We start from the raw sequence: 17,232 nt of genomic DNA, 5'->3' as shown, positions 1-17,232 counted from the left end.
TTATTTGCTTGTGCTCAACCTCATCGAGTTTGTACCACTTAACCCGATTAACGACCAAAAGGCTGAATTTGACTCAAGCACTTCCCCTCATTCTTGCAGGCCCCATGCTGCGCCACTGCGACGCCTCACACTTTACTCTCTGGTTTGTGAGCCGCGAGCCGTTAAGCGAATTACAGCTTACCTTAGGGGAGCAAAGTTATTCGTTAACAGAGGAAGAAGTGCACTGTGTGCCGCTCGGTCAGCATGCCTTTCAGTATTTACTTCGCCTGTCGCGCCCCGAATTACTTGCGCCTCAAATGGTTATCCAATATCGCGTCTCGGCCAAGGGCATTGATGACCTATTTAGTAACGTCAAAGCGTTGAGTTATGGCGATGCTAACTCGCCTCATCTTTACTTTAGCCAAGCACTGACACAGGTATGGCATGGCTCATGCCGCAATCCCCATCACCACAGTGAAGATGCCTTAGTCGCCGCCGATACCAAACTCGCCCAGCTTATCGATAAAGGCAATAACGAACGCCCTGCGCTATTGATGCTCAGCGGCGATCAGGTCTATGTGGATGATGTGGCAGGCCCTATGCTATGCGCCATAGGTCAAGTGATTGAAAAACTGGGTTTGCACCATGAAGCCTTTCAGGGCGCCAATATTGCGGGAAGCGAAGCATTAAGTTACCAGCACGAGCATTTATATTTACGCCATAAGGACCTACTGCCACGCACCGAATATCCCGCCAAAACCGCGCTCTGGCGCTGGTATATCAATCATCCGATTTTTACTTCATCGATTGCCGAAAACCATTTAGTCAGTCTCAATGAGATGATTGCCCTGTATCTGCTGACTTGGTCGCCCGAATTATGGGAGCTTATCGACTTACCCAAGGAGGTTGAGGGACTCTCGGCGGCGAATCAGCTACGTTGGCAGCGGGAATGGCAAAACCTATTGGCCTTTAAGGCGGGGCTAAAACAGGTTAGGCGCCTGATGGCGCATATTCCTGTGTATATGATGTTCGATGACCATGACATCACCGACGATTGGAACCTCACCGCCAAGTGGGAGCAGGCGGCCTACGGCCATGCCTTTTCGAAGCGCATTATTGGTAACGCCTTGATTGCCTATACCTTATTCCAAGGTTTAGGCAACGCACCGGGCCAGTTTGATGCCGAGGTTCGGCCGTTGTTAGATGGTTTTTTCACCCGCCCAGCGCCAGAAACTCAAGATGAATTAATCGATCTGTTACTCAGATTCGAGCAATGGCATTACACCTTAGACACTTCGCCTAAGCTGGTCGTGTTAGATACCCGCACCCGCCGCTGGCGCAGTGAATCCAATCTCGCTAAACCCTCGGGGTTAATGGACTGGGAGGCCTTGATGGATTTACAACAGGCGCTACTCGGTCAATCTAAGGTGATTATCGTCTCCCCTGCGCCCATGTTTGGGGTCAAGGTGATTGAAGCCGTGCAACGCATGGCGACGCTAATGGGCGCCTCGCTGCTGGTCGATGCCGAAAACTGGATGGCACATCCTGGCGCCGCCAATGCCCTACTGAGCATCTTTATGCACCGCAAGACCCCAGAGCAATTTGTGATCCTCTCGGGGGATGTGCACTACTCCTTCGCCTATGACATCAGCATTCGCTTTCGTCGTAGTAGCCCGAATATTTATCAAATTACCTGTAGCGGGATTAAAAACCAGTTCCCCGAGAAGCTACTGCCACTCTTCGATAAGCTCAATGGCTGGCTGTACGGCCACTTCTCGCCGTTAAATCTCTTCACTAAACGTAAGCGAATGTCGCTGCGTGGTCGGCGCCCTAATGGCGAGCGCAGCAAGCGTTTAGTCAACCGCAGTGGGATAGGAATTTTGGTGTTAGCTGAAGATGGTGAACCGACAAAAATTGCTGTTTTACATGGGGATATGACCGAGACTCGGTTCGAACCACCGAGGCAGGAATAGCTTAAACAGGGTTGTGTTTTGCCGCTTCTGCGCTAGTTGCACCCGCACCTGAATCCACAGGTTTAGCGGTGGCTTCTTGATTTGGCAAGCTCTGTTTAAATAGCTGGGACTCGAGGCGTTTTTGCGGCGTTGCATCATCACGCATCTGGTCCCAAACGCCCTTGGGCTGTAACGACACATCAGTTTGATTGTCAGCGTTCTGCATCGCCTCGGCATTCGGTTTCTTCGGCTCGATCACCGCGCTGGCTTTACGGATTTCCGTCGTTAGCTCTTGCACATAGGGATGCTTAGTCCAGCCGCCAAAATACATGGCGCCCAGCAACACAGCGGCACAGAGTAAAATTGAAACGATTGCAGATTTGGTCATCTTACCATCCTAATTGGCCGATAAAACGCAGCACTGAAACTTTAGTCGGACAGTATCATAACCATAGAAGCGCTCCTCTCACCAGTTTAAGGCCTAAGCTGATGTCCGCAGAAGAGTATTAAAATTTGTACACCCATAATTTGACGCTCCGCTCGCCATCCCTTGCAAGCGGCATGAGTCTTAAAGCATTCACTTTAAGAAGGCGAACTACCAAAGATAATCAAAGCTCACTTCAACTGGCACGCCCTCGATCGACGTTGGTACGACGACCTCTGGCTTTAAGGTAATTTGCAATACTGGCTTTTCCCCATCGAAGGGACCTGACAACTGTTTAGGTAAACGCCCCACTAACTCGGTTGGCTCTGAAATTTCGGCGCGGATCCGCGTGCCATTAGGGAGTTTTATCGTCGCCTTTTGACCTATATCAGTGTATTCCAAGTACTTAGGTTCAAGGTAAGCGAAGATCACCGCAGTTTCACGGCCCGAGAGCAAGACTAAGGGTCTATCTTCGACAATATGCTCGCCCGCTTGCACTAATACATCGACGACCCGCGTCGAATTAAGCGCCTTGATATGCAATTGCGATTCCTGCGCTTTTAACCTTGCAAGCTGCAACTCAACATTGTATTTGGACTGTGCGATTGGCCCCGCGAGCACCTCCGTTTTCTGCCCTTGGCGCGCCTGCATTAAATCGACTTTGGCCTGTTCGAGCGCCATTTTTGAAGCCGTGTGCGCCTGTAACACGGCTGCCATATCCGCAGTAGGAACCACCCCTTTACGCTGATAACGCTCAAAACTGTCGAGCAACCCATTCTGTCGAGTGACCCCCTCGGCAGCCACATAGATACGCTGCTGTAATTGCGTGAGGATCTCGGCATTAAGGCTGAGATTATCCTGCTCCAGCTGAGCGAGTTGCTTCTCCAACTCGCGAATTTGCGCATCTAACTGTGCATCGACTAAGGTCAAAATATTTGCGCCACGAGTAAGCACATCGCCCCGTTTCACTAGGATCGAAGCCACATCTCCCGCACTGGGAGCGCGTACTTCTAAGGGCTCGGTCGTCACTATGCCACTGGCTAAGATAAACAAATGCGGACGCAGCAATATCCAGCCAACCACAACAACGGGCGTAATGACCAGGGCTAATAACAAATACCAGCGCCCCTTAAAACCGCCACGTTTAGCCGCGGCGTATTTTACCCCAATGCCGTTGTCATCCGTTGGACGCTGCGCCTTGTCGCTCGGCTGATAGTTGATTTTCATTAAAACTTTCTCCCACGTTTCAATACCCACCATGGCGCCATTGAGCTTTCTTCATGGGAGCGGCGAAAAACTTCGTTCAAGATTGCAAACAGGCACACCATACGCATAAACAGCGCATAGAACGGATATAAAGGTAACCAAATGGCTAAACGTAAGTCCTGTGACAGCCGCTCCGAAATCGCCAACAACACCATCAAGTAGAAGAACACTAAGATGGCAAAATAGAAGCCGTAAATCGTGAACGAAATCGAGGTAATAAACTGCCACGGATAACTCATCACTATCCCAATGGAATAAAAAACGATGACAAAGGGCATCAACACGTTTTGTAAGAAGCCATAGAGCAAGGTAAAGATAAAGGTCCCAGTGCCCAGCAACTTAGGCGTAAAAGCTGGCCAGTGTTTGCGAAAATACAGGAACAACAAATCCCCATCCCAACGTAGGCGCTGTAACACTAAGGTTTTGAGATCGGCCGGTGCATCGGTGTGGCCTATGGCTAAGGTCGCAAACGGAATATGCCAATTGGGATAACGCTTAAAGTACTGCTTTATCCTTACAGTTAAATCTAAATCTTCGGCGGTATGGGTATCCCAGCCGCCAATTTGAATTAAAAATGTCCGCCTAAAGGCGCCAAAAGCGCCGGAGATATTGTTCAGCAGATTCCATTGGCCAAGTCCTGTCTTGCCGCCCTGCATGGAGATCAGATATTCAATTGACTGCATGCGCGTCAGTATCGATTCATTCACATTGCGCACCCTTAATGCGCCACCCACGGCGGGCACATTAGGATCTTCAAAATAGGGCACGATTTGCGACACCATATCGTTATCGAAGGAAGTATCCGCATCGGCATTGATCACTATCTCCCCCGTGGCAACCGAGAGGCCAGCATTGAGAGTCGACACTCGGCCACCACGTTGCCACTTTGGCAACACCACCACCTTGCGATTTGGTGCTTGGCAGGCCTTGGCCGCCGCCATCGCCACTTGATAGGTCAGCGCGTTTTGCACTGCACCATCGACAACGGCGATGATCTCAATCTCACCGTCATATACCTGTTCGATAAAGGAATCTATGGTCGATTTGACGGCCTCACCCTCGGCATAACAAGTGATCACGCAGGACACTTTAGGGTGATACAGCGACTGCCGAGGCACCTGCACAAAGTGGGTGTAGTAAAACCGCATAATGCCAGTGAGCACCAACAACATCAGCGGTGCCTCATACAGCAAAATAAGCGGCACTAGCCAAGCGAAAAAGCTTAAATGTTCATCCAATTGGTGCCAGATATCGAGCACCATATAGCTGATGGTGTTGAATTCACTCATATTGGCTTAGCTTTGAGTAATTGATCCGTTAGCCACTCACCCACATTCTCACCCATGTCTGCGGGTAAGGTCAGGGCTTTTACACTTAATTCAATTTTGGATGCCGATTGCAGCTCTTTGAGATTGAACAACTTGCTATAGATACTCTTAAGCTGACCCATCTCCGTCATGGGTAATAACATCAACAAACCGTCGCGGGTATAGTTGCTGCAGGCATCGGTTACTCGGATCACGCTCCGCAGACGCTCTTGCAAGGCATCGAGCTGGGCAAAGCCCTTGGCCTCACCTTCTGTTGCCAAAAACTCATCCACGTTCAACATTTGAATCGACAAAATGGAATGGGTTTGATGGTGACGTTTTGCTAATTTATTCTGCCAATCCAGCAGCCAATAAAACTGAGCACTGGTCATTTGCTCGCCCGGCTCTAGGGCAAACCAAGATTGCGAGCGCCCCTGACGCACTAAGGTCCGTCCCGGGATCGCCAGCTTAAAGCTGTAAACATTTCTCACGTGTAAATAATCAAGCTTACTGCTGAGCTGACAATGCAGACATTTCGCCTCGACTACGGCATCAACGAATAAGGTCTGGCAGCTATTACAATGTTGATTTTCTATCGGGCGATCGTAATCCACCCCAATATGCCGCAGATTCTGCAAGCAGTTAGGGCAGCACAGCGTATTCAACTTACGAAAAGAAGCCTGAGCCCCCACATGACCGCAATTAAAGCAGTGCAAACTACTCTGCAGCTCGGTATCTATGCTATGACATTGGGGACACACATCGATGTAATTAAGATGCCCCGAATGACAACCAGGGCAAAAACGTAATCGATTAGATAATTCAGCCTTTTCAATTAACTGAGATTTTTGTAATTCGCCCAACCAGCTAAAACTCTCCTCTGGATTAATTCCAAAACAGCGTAATAACGGATAATCATAGAGATAAGACTTTTCTGGTACGGAATGCGGTTCTAATATCGCATCCTGATGACTCCATAAATAAGCCAGCAACTTATAACGAGGGTCATCCTGATAATCTAATTTAATTTGTTGTCTCTTCAGTTGATATATTTGATAGCCTTCATCATATTCCGCATTCCATATTCCATTGGCTAAATAGGGTGACAACGCACTCTCATGACATACCAATATATGGCTTAAAAAGGTGGCGTCATTTTTCCTAAGTGCTCGTAAACACTTATCTTGTTCTTCGGCCTGTAATGATAAGACTATGCATTGGGGAGACAGTTTTAGCTCTAGCAGAGCCTCGACCGAGTTAAATGCTTCAAACTGCGGATGCCACACACAGTGATTATAGGGACCGATCCAAACAAAATCGTCGTAAGAACAATTATCTACAACATTTGCGGTATATACTGTTGCCATATCAAAACCTTGCACTAAGTAGGAATATATTTATCAGCTAAATATAAAGTTCCATGTAATAAACAAAGAATAGTCCCCACCTAGATATTCATTAGGAGATAGTTAACGCATTTAGCATTGAGAAGGCAGGAAGAATGAGGGCATCATATTAGATGCAAAAATAAGATATCAAATCATAAGTCACAAAACGAATATTGATTTTAATTATTTATAAACAGTATTAAATTAAAACATAAAAAATAAATTAATTACTCAAAACCAGATCTATTGCCACCAATAAAACACTCGCCAATAACAAATATGCATCATTAATCAACTTTCAGGCACAAATGTTCGCATTGAATATCATGTTTGTTGCCAGAGACAGGATCGACAAAACGTAATCGCTGCGCCAAGAGTTGTAGCGGCTTGGTAAAATCATCCGGTCCTTTAGGGTATAAGGTCGGATAAAAGCGGTCATTTAACAATGGCATACCGAGGCTTTGCATATGGACCCGCAGCTGGTGCGTCTTACCCGTAATCGGGCTTAACTCGAATAAACCAAACTCCCCATGAATCGCTACTAAGCTGATTTCAGAGTGCGTATTTGCCTCACCTTCGACTATCTTCATGGTGAAACTGGGCTCACTGCGTTGCATGCGATTTTTCACCGTCCAATGCAGTGGCAAGGTTAATTCGCCACAGGCATATTGCGCCATAATCTCTGGGGTGAGTTTGGCAATCGCTTGATAATCTTTACGGATCGCATCATCGATAAATAGCTGATGATAAATATGCCGCGTCTCAGGGCGAGTCGTCATCAGGATAACGCCTGCAGTTTCCCGGTCTAACCTATGGGCTGGAGCGATAGTGTCTATCCCAGTGCTTAAGCGTAATCTGTGTACTAGGCACTCATTCACATAATCGCCGCTCGGGGTGACAGGTAAAAAATGCGGTTTGTAGGCCAAGATAAGATTGTCATCTTGAAACAAAATCGGCGACTCGAAGGGGACTTGTGCCTCGACGGGGACTTCACGGTAGTAGTAAGCCCTCGCCGTCGGGCGATAGGGAGTATCCAACCCAATTAAGCTGCCGTCTTGCCAATGCACTTTGCCATCGAGGATCCGCTGGCGCCAAACAGCTTCGCCAATATGGGCATAATGCTCGATCAAAAAAGCAAATACGGTTGGTTTATCAACCACTTCTAAGGGAAGCACTACAAAGGAAGGTTGGGCGGCACGGGCGGTTTGAGTCATAGAAACAACTAGCGGCGATAATGAACCGCTATTTTAGCCTCTGTGTGGTTTTTCAGTCCACATGGGACTTGATGAGTTGCAGGACAAAATCCATGGTTTTGTGGCAGTCGGGTTGATTCACCAGCACTAGCTTATCGCGGTTATACATGGGCAGCACTTCTAACCAACGTTGGCTCACCCAAGCCGCATCCTCTAAATGCACTTGGGAATAGAGTTCCAGCAAGTCAGGATTGACCTCGTAGAATTGTTCCAATGCGGCACTGATCAGCTCGAACTCCCCTTCTATTGGCTCTTCCTGCCAATTTTGGCAGGGCAAAGTGCGGGATATCCACAGCTTATCTTTCGTCTGTGCCGCCGAGAGAATACTGACTCTTTGACGCCCCTCTAACACTATGCTGAGGGAGTCATCTTCCAGCTGATTAAAATCGATGATGTCACACTGAGTGGCAGTGGGATAACAGGGCGGAGTCCCACTGGGTTTCATCGCCGCAAAGGCCAAATCGTATTTGCCTTTTAACACATCCGCGACCATGCGTAATTGACCCGGCTCTACCACGCGAACCTCAATCCTTCCCTGTGGCAGCAACAAGGCATCGCGCATAATTAACGCCATTTCTCGTGTTTGCATAGCAACCTCCTGCCCACTCATAGAAGGAAACGCTCAAAAACTAGCCGCATCCCTTATTAGTTTAGAGTGTAGCAGGAGAAATAATTTCCTTCCTAAAGTCGCTGACAGCAAAAAAGAATTTAGGCTTGCTTGCCGCTCTCGCCTTACAGCGGTGCTAAGTGTGCGGTGATATTTCCTTTTGCACACACCTCGGCAAATTCATCGGCTAAGCGCTCGCTCAAGGCAACAGAGCGGCGCCAATACTGCATTCGCTGCGCCGTATCCAATTGCTTAAAGTCTTCACGGTCGGGCACCTTACCAAAGGGTAGCGAAGCCACAAATTCCGCCGAAGGCGCCAGTACCAAGGCGTTATGGTAATTGGTGCTTGCACGGCGCCAGGTTAAGGATTTATCGAACCATCCTGGGCTCATATGGGGATAAAAATGCGGATACAAGGTTAAGCCCGTAGCATGGGATAAGGGCAAATCGAAGTGGTAGTCGGTGATGCCACCATCATAGTATTGCCCTGTGGCAACGCCCTCAATTTGAGACACGGGTGCGAGCACTAGGGGAATCGATCCCGTCGCTAACATCACTGAATTCATATTGGTTTCGGTGAGCTGCGCCTGCTGGCTGGGTAAATCCGCAAGTTGCTTAAAGGGCGATGATGCCACTTGCTGGCTAAAGACCACTCGCTCGAAATGCCAGCCCAAGGTTTTACGGCTAATGAGGTTGGTCGCGGCCGTCATCGCTAGCCCTGCTGCCAAGGGCAATTTATGGCTAAGGCGATTGATATGTTTAGCCCGGCATGCAATTAAGTGACTGTGAATAAAGGGATGATTCACTATCTCGCGCCCGCCCGTCTCGCCGAGAATGCCTTGGACTATACCTTTTACCTGCTCGCTCACTTCCTGCGGTGTCGGTATGGTTTCATACCGCTGGCCAATATAGTAATCCTCTAAACGTCCGTAGGCTTGTAGTGGATCCTGCTGCGCCAAACAGGCTAAACGCCACGCCCCAGAGGACGCCCCTAAGGTATAAAGCGGTGTCTTACGCTGCTTAAAAAATTCCGTGAAGAGATACTTATCAAGACCCGCAATCCCTAACCATTTGGGTCCACCGGATGCAGCCAATAGTTGTGTAAAAGCATCGGGATGCAGACCTTGTTCCCTGATAATGTTAAAGGCCGTAGGACCTGCAAGAAAGCGTAATGCGGGCAAAACTTAACTCCTTAAAGTACCTCAAACCTGATGTTTCGTGCCATTAAAACACAGCCGCCAAGCGCGATAAACCTTCAACACACCTAATGGATCTAGATGATTTTATTCACTTAGCCCATCACACCCAAGTGGCGACATATTCGACTGGCTTTAAAGAATTATCTAGAACAGTAAGCTCTGAGTTAGTTCTTTTCTGTCTAGATGTAACAATTGTTACAGTGATAACCTTCGCCCTATCGAATTGTTACTTTCGTTGGTTCAATGTTTTCGTTCCAGCCTAAAGGTTACTCCACATTGAGAGGTTTTATGCGTCCAGCCGTTATCGCATTAGCAGTATCTTCAACTTTGGTTTTTCCTGTCGTACACGCAGAAGAACAGGCCAGCAGCTTTGAGAAAATTGAAGTGGTTGGCTCGCGGATCGCCCTGCGCACCGCAACCGACAGCGTTGCCCCCGTCGATATCATTACTGCGGAGCAACTCGAATCCACCGGTATGACCGAAACCGCTAAGGCGCTGCAATTTGCCGCGCCAAGTTACAGTTTCCCCTTCTCATCGGTCACCGATGGCTCAGATGCGGTGCGTCCTGCCAGCTTGCGCGGTCTGTCACCTGATCACACGCTCGTACTGGTAAACGGCAAACGCCGCCATGGTTCAGCGCTGGTGCATTTAAGTGGCACTGTCGGCAAGGGCTCATCTAACGTCGATTTGAACGCAATCCCGATGACATCAATTAAACGCATCGAAATCCTGCGTGATGGCGCCTCGGCACAATACGGCTCAGATGCAATTGCTGGTGTTATCAACGTAGTCTTAAAAGACAACGACCAAGGCGGTAACGTCTCGGCTCAAGCGGGACAAACCTATCTGGGTGACGGTGAACAATGGCGCGTTGGTGTAAACCACGGGATCAGCCTAAACAACGACGGGTTTGTGAATATTGGCGTTGAAGCTCACCATAAAGACAGCACCAACCGCGCAGGCTTAGATCCACGCCAACAATATCCTAAGCTGCCAGACGGTTCAGATGATCCGCGTGAAGCGACTTTCAACCGCAAGAGCCACCAAGTGGGCGACGCCGAATACGATAACTTAGGCTTATTTATCAACGCAGCGCAGCCTTTCTCAAGCGACAGTAAACTCTATGCCTTCGGTGGCATTAGCCAGCGTGAAACCAAATCCGGCGCATTTTATCGCCGCGCGCTCGATGCTCGTAACTTGACCGAACTGTATCCCGACGGCTTTTTACCGCAGATCAATCCTAAGATCATCGATTCATCATTAGTCCTAGGTTATGAATTCACCCTCGGTGAATGGAATATCGACACCTCAGCGGGCTATGGCGGAAACTCGTTCGAATACAACATTGTAAACACCTTAAACGCATCACTCGGCCCAGATAGCCCGACGGAATTCGATGCTGGAACCCTGTCCACCAGCGAAGCAAATCTGAATATCGATGCCTCACGCTACTATAACTTTGCCAATGACTCAGAGATCTTAGTGGCGACGGGCGTCTCTTGGCGCCAAAACGGTTATCAGATTGAGGCGGGCGAACCGGGTTCATATACCAATGGCGGTTATGATAACCGTGCTGCGGGCAGCCAAGGCTTCACTGGCTTTACGCCTGAATCGGAAGTCGATGAGACTCGCGACAATACCGGTGTTTATGTCGAGCTTGAAAACCAATTAACCACAGAGTTTTATTGGGCGGCGGCGCTGCGTTACGAAAACTATTCAGACTTTGGCGGCAACACCAGTTGGAAGCTCGCGGGCCGTTACGACTTCACCGACCATTTAGCCCTGCGCGGCACAGTGAACACAGGCTTTAGAGCGCCGAGCGTGCAACAGCTGTACTTCAGCAATATCTCGACCCTGTTTAATCCTGATCCGACTACGGGCCAGTTAGTGCCAACAGAATCAGGCACTTTCAACACCTTATCGCCAGTGACTAAAGCCCTAGGCATTAACGAGCTCGACCCAGAGCTGTCGCAATCCTTCAGCTTAGGCTTGGTGTACACCAATGATACGGGTCTAGCCCTAACCTTGGATGCCTATCAGATTTCAATCGATGACAGGATTATCCTCTCAAGCTCAGTGACGCCAAACGACTCACCGGCAGTTGCTGCGGCGCTGGCCAATACCAATGCTGAATCTGCGCGCTTCTTTATTAACGCCGTCGATACTCGTACTCGCGGTGTCGATCTAGTGGTGAGCCAAGATTTTGATCTCGGCAATTGGGGCGATTTACGCGCCAACTTGGCATACGCCTATAACAAAACTGAAATCCAAGATATTCATTTCCCTGAAATTTTGGACGGACTCGGCCCTAAACTCTTCGATAATATCGAACAAACCCGCATGACCTCGGCCACGCCACACAATACGGGTAACCTAGGTCTGACCCATGAATTAGGCGACTTTAAGACGAACATTCGCCTCAGCTACTTCGGCGATTACACTGTGGGTTACTCAACGGGTGATGTGAATTACAGTGACCAATGGGTGATGGATTTATCCGTGCGCTACGCCGCAACCGATGCCTTAAGCTTCACCGCTGGCGTACAAAACTTGTTTGATGTGTATCCTGAAAAACGCCCAGATGACAATAACTTCAATGGTATTTTCGTCTATCCGTTAACCAATACACCGTTTGGATTTAATGGGGGATACTACTTCCTCGAGGCCAAGTACACTTACTAAGCCGCAAACAATGAAAACAGGCCATTTATGGCCTGTTTTTTTATGTCTATCGCTTATGTTCTAACGGCGGTGAACTGATTATAATCTTTACAATTCACTCATTTACTTACGCCATATCGAGTACCCCATGATTGTCGATACCTTAGCTAATCGCCATATTTATCAATCACTCAGCCCGCGCATTGCCACGGCATTAGCGCATCTTGCCAGCACTGACTTTAGCCAATTGCCCGTTGGCAATTATCCCCTCGATGGCGAAGATATTTTCGTGATAGTCAACGATTACCACACCAAACCACAATCAACCGAACCCTTTGAAGTACATCAAAAATACATCGATGTGCAGTATGTGGTCAGTGGCGAAGAAGAGTTTGGTTATCTACCATTGGCCGGCCAAACCCCATCAAAACCTTATTTCGAAAAGCACGATTACGCCGAGTTCGATTACGAGTCGAATAAAGCCAACGCCTCCTACATTCAGCTAAAGGCGGGTATGTTCGCATTATTTTTCCCCGGCGATATGCATATGCCCGGCACGAGTGATACACCGACAGCGGTGCGTAAAGTCGTGATTAAAGTGAAGATCTAACAGCTGTGTGAATGATGGCCACAGCCAGCGGTCGGTTTTTAGTGGAATAGCGACTTAAGGGCGCAGTGATATGCGCTTTGGCTATTTCCGAATCGGGCGAAATATTGTTAAAATTGCCACAAATTTAAAGGAGAGTCCCTGAAATGCCTATGTACGTTGTCGGTCACAAGATCCCCGATTCTGATTCAATCTGCGGTGCTATCGCGTTAGCTTATTTAAAAAACCAAATCGGTGAAGAAGCCGTTGCCGCACGTTTAGGTGAATTATCACCCGAAACCGCTTTCATTCTGGAGCGTTTTGGCTTTGAAGCGCCAGAATACAAAACCAGCTATGCTGGCGAGCAGGTCTACATTGTTGACCACTCTGAACTGACTCAAGCACCGGACGATATCGCTCAAGCGACTATCGTAGGTATCGTTGATCACCACAAATTAGGCGATCTGACCACTGATACGCCTTTAGAGTGCTGGATCCGCCCTGTTGGTTGCAGCAACACAGTGATCAAGATGATGTACGACTTCCACCAAGTTGCCATCCCTAAAAATATCGCTGGCATCATGATGTGCGCCATTCTGAGCGACACAGTGATCTTCAAATCACCTACCTGCACCACAGCAGACATCCGCTGCGTTGAAGCCTTAGCCGAAATCGCTGGCGTTGAAGACTTTAAAGCGCTGGGCATGGAAATGTTCAAGGTAAAATCGGCTGTTGAAGGCACGCCAGCCCGTGACCTCGTAATGCGCGACTTTAAAGACTTCAACATGAACGGTAACTTAGTGGGTATCGGCCAGTTAGAAGTGATTGATCTGTCAGTATTTGATTCAATCAAAGCCGAGCTGGAAGCCGATATCAAAGCCCTGAAGGTTGAAGGCAACCGTCACAGCGTACTGTTACTGCTGACCGACATTATGAAAGAAGGCTCAGAGCTGTTAGTGGTGTCTGACGATGCAGATCTGGTTAACCGTGCCTACGGCAAAACCCCAGTCGATGGCAAAGTGTGGTTAGACGGCGTATTAAGCCGTAAGAAGCAAGTTGTGCCACAACTGCAGGCCGCTTTCGCTTAGGCGACCATTTAGTTGTAATACATAAAAAGCCGAACTCAGTTCGGCTTTTTTGTGCCTTCGGTTTAGTCACCACCATAAAATCGGCATGAAACTTTGCTCATAAAGCTATCCTAAATTTGGCAACGCCGAGTAAGATGGGATGATTCATTCTCGCACTCTGTTTTCATCATGCCAGAAGCCTTACAACACCTAATCACCGAAATGACACCTTGGTTGCAGCAATACGGTTATCTGCTGCTATTCGTGGCCATTGCCGTCGAGGGATTTGGGATTCCTGCACCGGGACAATCATTACTTATTGTTGCCAGTTTATTAGCCGCGACGGGGCAAATGTCGCTGCCATTAGTCCTCATTGTTGCCTGCGCCGCTGCCCTAAGTGGCAACAGTTTAGGCTACTTTATCGGTCGCCGCTTCGGCGAGGTATTGCTACGAAAAGGTTGGATAAAGCAGCAGCTAGAAGACAAAATTCACTGTGTAATTGGCCAATATGGTATTGCAGCCTTAGTGCTCAGCCGTTTTGTCGAGGGGCTTAAGCAGTTTATGTTTATTGGCTGTGGGCTAGCAAAAATGCCCTTTAAGCGATTCGTGATGGGCAACCTACTCGCCACCAGCATTTGGGTAACACTTTTTGGCTTAGGCCCAGTATTAATCCGCGATGAAATCGCCCCAATACTCGCGTTTTATCATCAACATAAATACCCTACATGGGCGATCGTTAGCCTGCTTTTAGTCCTTTTACTTCATTTTAGCTGGCGTAAATGGCAGGTTAAAAATCAGTAAGGCGAATACGATCCTTTACTCAGTCTCTACCTTAGGTTGAGGCTGAGTCGGTTCATTCGACGGAGTCTCGTTAGCAGTATTTTTCTGAGATTGAGGTTCGGCATTGATTATTGATTGCTTGTCCGTGGACTCTGTTGCCTCTTGTTTGGTCTTATCATCAACGTCACTCGGTTTACCATCCGTCGCTTGCGGCTGTATTTGTTCATCGGCTTGTGACGGCGTAACTGGGGGACTCACCTCACTCGGTGCTTGAGCCTCTTGTGGCTTAGGTTGTTCGCCTTCAGGTAGCGGCTCGACTAGCACCATGGGTTCTGCTGGGGCACTGGTTTGTGTATCGCTGGTATTTGTTGTCTCAGAGTCTGGTGCCAACGTGGCTAAATCTTCATTCGCAGGGCTTTCGACCGCATGTTTAGGCAGTTGATTTCGATATAAATCAATCATACCCATGACTTCAGACAGCGCCTTGGCGTGGTCAGGCGTTAAAATACCATTATGCCCAGAGACAATTTCATCGGACACGGCCAGCACCCATACTGCCTGCATATTGGCGTCAGGACAGGTTTGCACGCTGCGCCGCGCCTGCAGGCGAGCACGGATTTTCCAGCCCGAATGCGGCAAGGTCATCATACAACCTGGAATTTGATCGTGAGCCATTAATGCCGAAGGCATCTTCATTGGAGTCGAACAATTACCGCCAGAGCATTTATCGATATCGTGGGTAATAGCCCAAGAGTTACCCAGCGCCCGCTCGCCGTCCTTGATGTAATTAAAGGCCTCTTTTACCGCAAAATCACCCTTAGATTGCAGCACTACCATACTCGGTTTTTGCCTATCTAAGCTCATCAGCGTATCGAGTGGCTTAAAATCCTGCGCCGGCGCGGCAGGATTTAACAGTAAGAAAAGATTCGGATTATCCTGCTCATTATCGATGGCCGCCTTGATTCTATCTTTACTGGCGTGCAGCACCACTAAGCCGCCAAGGCTGTGACCAATAACGGTATAACGCAGTAATTGATGCTCAGCTACTAACCCATCCAGCTTATCCAGCAACTGCGATAGCCCAGTTTTCCCTATGCGCTTGGCCACGGCTTTACGCTGTAAAATGGTCGGAAAATCCAGCGGCTCAATCCAACTGGTGGCATCCTCTGAGCCATCGAGCCAGAAGGGATCCAGCTTGTCGCCTCGCCAGCCTATGTATAAACCCAATAGATTACGCTGGGAGTCGGATGCCGCCATCTGCTGATAAAACTGCTCGAACGCGACAAAGTTTTCGTCCGTTGGATTAGCGCTGTGGTGCCAGCCGTGGACAAAAATCAGCAGTTCGGGAGCCGTGCCATTATTGGGTTGTAAAATCCGCGCCTTGAGTCCTTGCCATTGTCCATCGTTATGGGGCTGACCTTGATCATTAAATTCAATCACATGCAGATTTTGCGTAGCAATATCAGGGCCGGGGATGTGATAGGCTTGGTCAGGAATAAAAGGAAGCAAAATACCGAGGGACAACAACATTAAAAACAGTAACTTGTACTGCGTAAACTTCTTAAGGCTCATTTATGACAACTAAATTGTGGCCAGACTAGGCCAATATAGACACGCTGCTGGGGCTAACAGCAAAATTGGCCAAATTATACGCTAACCCCAAATTTCCAGCTAGAGTCGACGACGCCTTTTATCATCATGCTTACTCGAGTTAGCGCCAGGTGTCGGGCAGCTTTACTTGACTCCAAAGGTCATCGCACAATGGCGCGGTATGTTGCCACTGACCGCTGCAAATCCATTTCACTAAGGCATCGCCCACCTGCGGATAGGCGATGGGATTTGGCGATGCCGCCTTGAGCCAACGTTTAACCACGCCCATGTCCAGACTCATCATACTGTCACCCGCGCCCAATAATTGGAGCGCTGCAACATTCGACAACTGTTCAAATTGCCCAATCAGCGGCTTGACCAACAACTTCTTACCTAAGGTCAGCGCCTCGCTCGCCAGCTCAAATCCCGCATTACCAATCACCCCACCGCAGCTCGCTAAGTGCTGTTTAAATCCGTCACGGTTAAAACCATGCCATTGAATATGGTCGGCGAGCGGTGCAGTCGGCTGCTTAGCGTGATACACCAAGAACTGATAATCCGTAAATGGCTTAAAAAATGCGGCGATCGCATCCGCCTCTTCGAAGGGTAAATACACCAAGATTTGATGGGTATGTTCAATCGGACTGGCATCGACTTCAACAAAGGGAGGTAGGATCGGAAAACCAAAATGATGCCAATGACACCCCAGTGCCACATCTACTGGCGCAAAATAGTTGAGTAGTAACTCATTAAACCAAGTGCTTCCCAACTTAGGTACAGGATGCGTCAAGGCCGCTTGATGACTTATCCCAATAGAAGGGACTCCTTGACGCCTCGCCGCCCATGCGGATACGGGTTCAAAATCATTCAGCACTAGGTCGTAGCAACTCAAATCCAATGCTTGGATATCCTTAAGCAATGACAAGGAGCAATTTTGTCTTACCGTTTGTGGCACATTCACCCGCCCAGAGTGGGTTGCAAAGGTCATTCCCGCCTGTACGCGATACTCCCCAAAACACTCCATATCGAAAAAATGCTCAGGCTTACGCCCCGAAAACAAAAAGTCGACTTGAATATTGTGCTCAATTAAGGCTTTTGCCATCACTCGAGCACGACTTAGGTGGCCATTCCCTGTGCCTTGAACTCCGTAGAGTATTCGCATTGCTTATCCTT

At 48.6% G+C, this 17,232-nt stretch carries 14 protein-coding genes; 5 read left to right on the top strand and 9 right to left on the bottom strand.

Features of this window, described 5'->3' with window-relative positions:
• Positions 1 to 104 precede the first annotated feature (104 nt).
• Positions 105 to 1,952 carry an alkaline phosphatase D family protein gene (locus tag B5P39_RS00150; protein ID WP_088209998.1) on the top strand — a complete coding sequence of 616 codons (1,848 nt, stop codon included), beginning with the start codon at positions 105 to 107 and terminating at the stop codon, positions 1,950 to 1,952.
• Position 1,953: 1 nt separating this feature from the next.
• On the opposite strand, the gene B5P39_RS00145 is transcribed toward B5P39_RS00150, so the two are convergent.
• The 7 genes from B5P39_RS00145 to B5P39_RS00115 form a co-directional block, all read right to left on the bottom strand.
• Positions 1,954 to 2,319, bottom strand: coding sequence for a hypothetical protein (locus B5P39_RS00145; RefSeq protein WP_088209997.1), 366 nt, complete (start codon positions 2,317 to 2,319; stop codon positions 1,954 to 1,956).
• 207 nt (positions 2,320 to 2,526) lie between these two features.
• On the bottom strand, positions 2,527 to 3,582 hold the full coding sequence (locus tag B5P39_RS00140; protein WP_088209996.1) for an HlyD family secretion protein: 1,056 nt from the start codon (positions 3,580 to 3,582) through the stop codon (positions 2,527 to 2,529).
• Positions 3,582 to 4,910: a glycosyltransferase family 2 protein gene (locus B5P39_RS00135; protein ID WP_088209995.1), complete on the bottom strand. Its 1,329-nt coding sequence runs from the start codon at positions 4,908 to 4,910 to the stop codon at positions 3,582 to 3,584. The genes B5P39_RS00140 and B5P39_RS00135 overlap by 1 nt, the downstream gene beginning before the upstream one ends.
• Positions 4,907 to 6,295, bottom strand: a complete 1,389-nt coding sequence (locus B5P39_RS00130) for a hypothetical protein (protein ID WP_088210388.1) — start codon at positions 6,293 to 6,295, stop codon at positions 4,907 to 4,909. Before B5P39_RS00130 ends, B5P39_RS00135 begins: the two co-directional genes overlap by 4 nt.
• A 308-nt stretch (positions 6,296 to 6,603) precedes the next feature.
• Positions 6,604 to 7,530, bottom strand: a complete 927-nt coding sequence (locus B5P39_RS00125) for a pseudouridine synthase (RefSeq protein ID WP_088209994.1) — start codon at positions 7,528 to 7,530, stop codon at positions 6,604 to 6,606.
• A 52-nt stretch (positions 7,531 to 7,582) separates the two neighbouring features.
• A complete protein-coding gene (locus B5P39_RS00120) occupies positions 7,583 to 8,158 on the bottom strand; it encodes an LON peptidase substrate-binding domain-containing protein (protein WP_088209993.1) in 576 nt (191 codons plus the stop codon).
• 143 nt (positions 8,159 to 8,301) lie between these two features.
• Entirely contained in the window at positions 8,302 to 9,357 is a 1,056-nt protein-coding gene (locus B5P39_RS00115; protein WP_088209992.1) for an alpha/beta hydrolase, read from the bottom strand.
• A 306-nt stretch (positions 9,358 to 9,663) separates the two neighbouring features.
• Between B5P39_RS00115 and B5P39_RS00110 the strand changes: the two genes are divergently transcribed.
• The 4 genes from B5P39_RS00110 (at position 9,664) to B5P39_RS00095 (ending at position 14,490) form a co-directional block, all read left to right on the top strand.
• Positions 9,664 to 12,057, top strand: coding sequence for a TonB-dependent receptor plug domain-containing protein (locus tag B5P39_RS00110; protein ID WP_088209991.1), 2,394 nt, complete (start codon positions 9,664 to 9,666; stop codon positions 12,055 to 12,057).
• A gap of 127 nt (positions 12,058 to 12,184) precedes the next feature.
• Positions 12,185 to 12,646 carry a YhcH/YjgK/YiaL family protein gene (locus B5P39_RS00105; protein WP_011718475.1) on the top strand — a complete coding sequence of 154 codons (462 nt, stop codon included), beginning with the start codon at positions 12,185 to 12,187 and terminating at the stop codon, positions 12,644 to 12,646.
• Between the two features lie 143 nt (positions 12,647 to 12,789).
• Positions 12,790 to 13,710, top strand: a complete 921-nt coding sequence (locus tag B5P39_RS00100) for a manganese-dependent inorganic pyrophosphatase (RefSeq protein ID WP_011624271.1) — start codon at positions 12,790 to 12,792, stop codon at positions 13,708 to 13,710.
• Positions 13,711 to 13,878: 168 nt separating this feature from the next.
• Positions 13,879 to 14,490 carry a DedA family protein gene (locus tag B5P39_RS00095; protein WP_088209990.1) on the top strand — a complete coding sequence of 204 codons (612 nt, stop codon included), beginning with the start codon at positions 13,879 to 13,881 and terminating at the stop codon, positions 14,488 to 14,490.
• Positions 14,491 to 14,505: 15 nt separating this feature from the next.
• On the opposite strand, the gene B5P39_RS00090 is transcribed toward B5P39_RS00095, so the two are convergent.
• Both B5P39_RS00090 and B5P39_RS00085 read right to left on the bottom strand, forming a co-directional pair.
• Positions 14,506 to 16,041, bottom strand: coding sequence for a thioesterase (locus B5P39_RS00090; protein ID WP_088209989.1), 1,536 nt, complete (start codon positions 16,039 to 16,041; stop codon positions 14,506 to 14,508).
• Positions 16,042 to 16,180: 139 nt separating this feature from the next.
• Positions 16,181 to 17,221, bottom strand: coding sequence for an MJ1255/VC2487 family glycosyltransferase (locus tag B5P39_RS00085; protein WP_088209988.1), 1,041 nt, complete (start codon positions 17,219 to 17,221; stop codon positions 16,181 to 16,183).
• Positions 17,222 to 17,232 lie beyond the last annotated feature (11 nt).

The organism is Shewanella sp. Shew256 (genome assembly GCF_002196695.1).
GTDB classification, from domain to species: domain Bacteria; phylum Pseudomonadota; class Gammaproteobacteria; order Enterobacterales; family Shewanellaceae; genus Shewanella; species Shewanella mangrovisoli.
The sequence above is the reverse complement of the archived record's forward strand: the minus strand, read 5'-3'. Positions and strand labels throughout refer to the sequence as shown.

What these genes read in the sequence shown, in the direction of transcription:
- B5P39_RS00150 (WP_088209998.1), top strand. Translation starts at nt 105, where the DNA reads ATGCTGCGCCACTGCGACGCCTCACACTTTACTCTCTGGTTTGTGAGC.
- B5P39_RS00145 (WP_088209997.1), bottom strand. Translation starts at nt 2,319, where the DNA reads ATGACCAAATCTGCAATCGTTTCAATTTTACTCTGTGCCGCTGTGTTG.
- B5P39_RS00140 (WP_088209996.1), bottom strand. Translation starts at nt 3,582, where the DNA reads ATGAAAATCAACTATCAGCCGAGCGACAAGGCGCAGCGTCCAACGGAT.
- B5P39_RS00135 (WP_088209995.1), bottom strand. Translation starts at nt 4,910, where the DNA reads ATGAGTGAATTCAACACCATCAGCTATATGGTGCTCGATATCTGGCAC.
- B5P39_RS00130 (WP_088210388.1), bottom strand. Translation starts at nt 6,295, where the DNA reads ATGGCAACAGTATATACCGCAAATGTTGTAGATAATTGTTCTTACGAC.
- B5P39_RS00125 (WP_088209994.1), bottom strand. Translation starts at nt 7,530, where the DNA reads ATGACTCAAACCGCCCGTGCCGCCCAACCTTCCTTTGTAGTGCTTCCC.
- B5P39_RS00120 (WP_088209993.1), bottom strand. Translation starts at nt 8,158, where the DNA reads ATGCAAACACGAGAAATGGCGTTAATTATGCGCGATGCCTTGTTGCTG.
- B5P39_RS00110 (WP_088209991.1), top strand. Translation starts at nt 9,664, where the DNA reads ATGCGTCCAGCCGTTATCGCATTAGCAGTATCTTCAACTTTGGTTTTT.
- B5P39_RS00105 (WP_011718475.1), top strand. Translation starts at nt 12,185, where the DNA reads ATGATTGTCGATACCTTAGCTAATCGCCATATTTATCAATCACTCAGC.
- B5P39_RS00100 (WP_011624271.1), top strand. Translation starts at nt 12,790, where the DNA reads ATGCCTATGTACGTTGTCGGTCACAAGATCCCCGATTCTGATTCAATC.
- B5P39_RS00095 (WP_088209990.1), top strand. Translation starts at nt 13,879, where the DNA reads ATGCCAGAAGCCTTACAACACCTAATCACCGAAATGACACCTTGGTTG.
- B5P39_RS00090 (WP_088209989.1), bottom strand. Translation starts at nt 16,041, where the DNA reads ATGAGCCTTAAGAAGTTTACGCAGTACAAGTTACTGTTTTTAATGTTG.
- B5P39_RS00085 (WP_088209988.1), bottom strand. Translation starts at nt 17,221, where the DNA reads ATGCGAATACTCTACGGAGTTCAAGGCACAGGGAATGGCCACCTAAGT.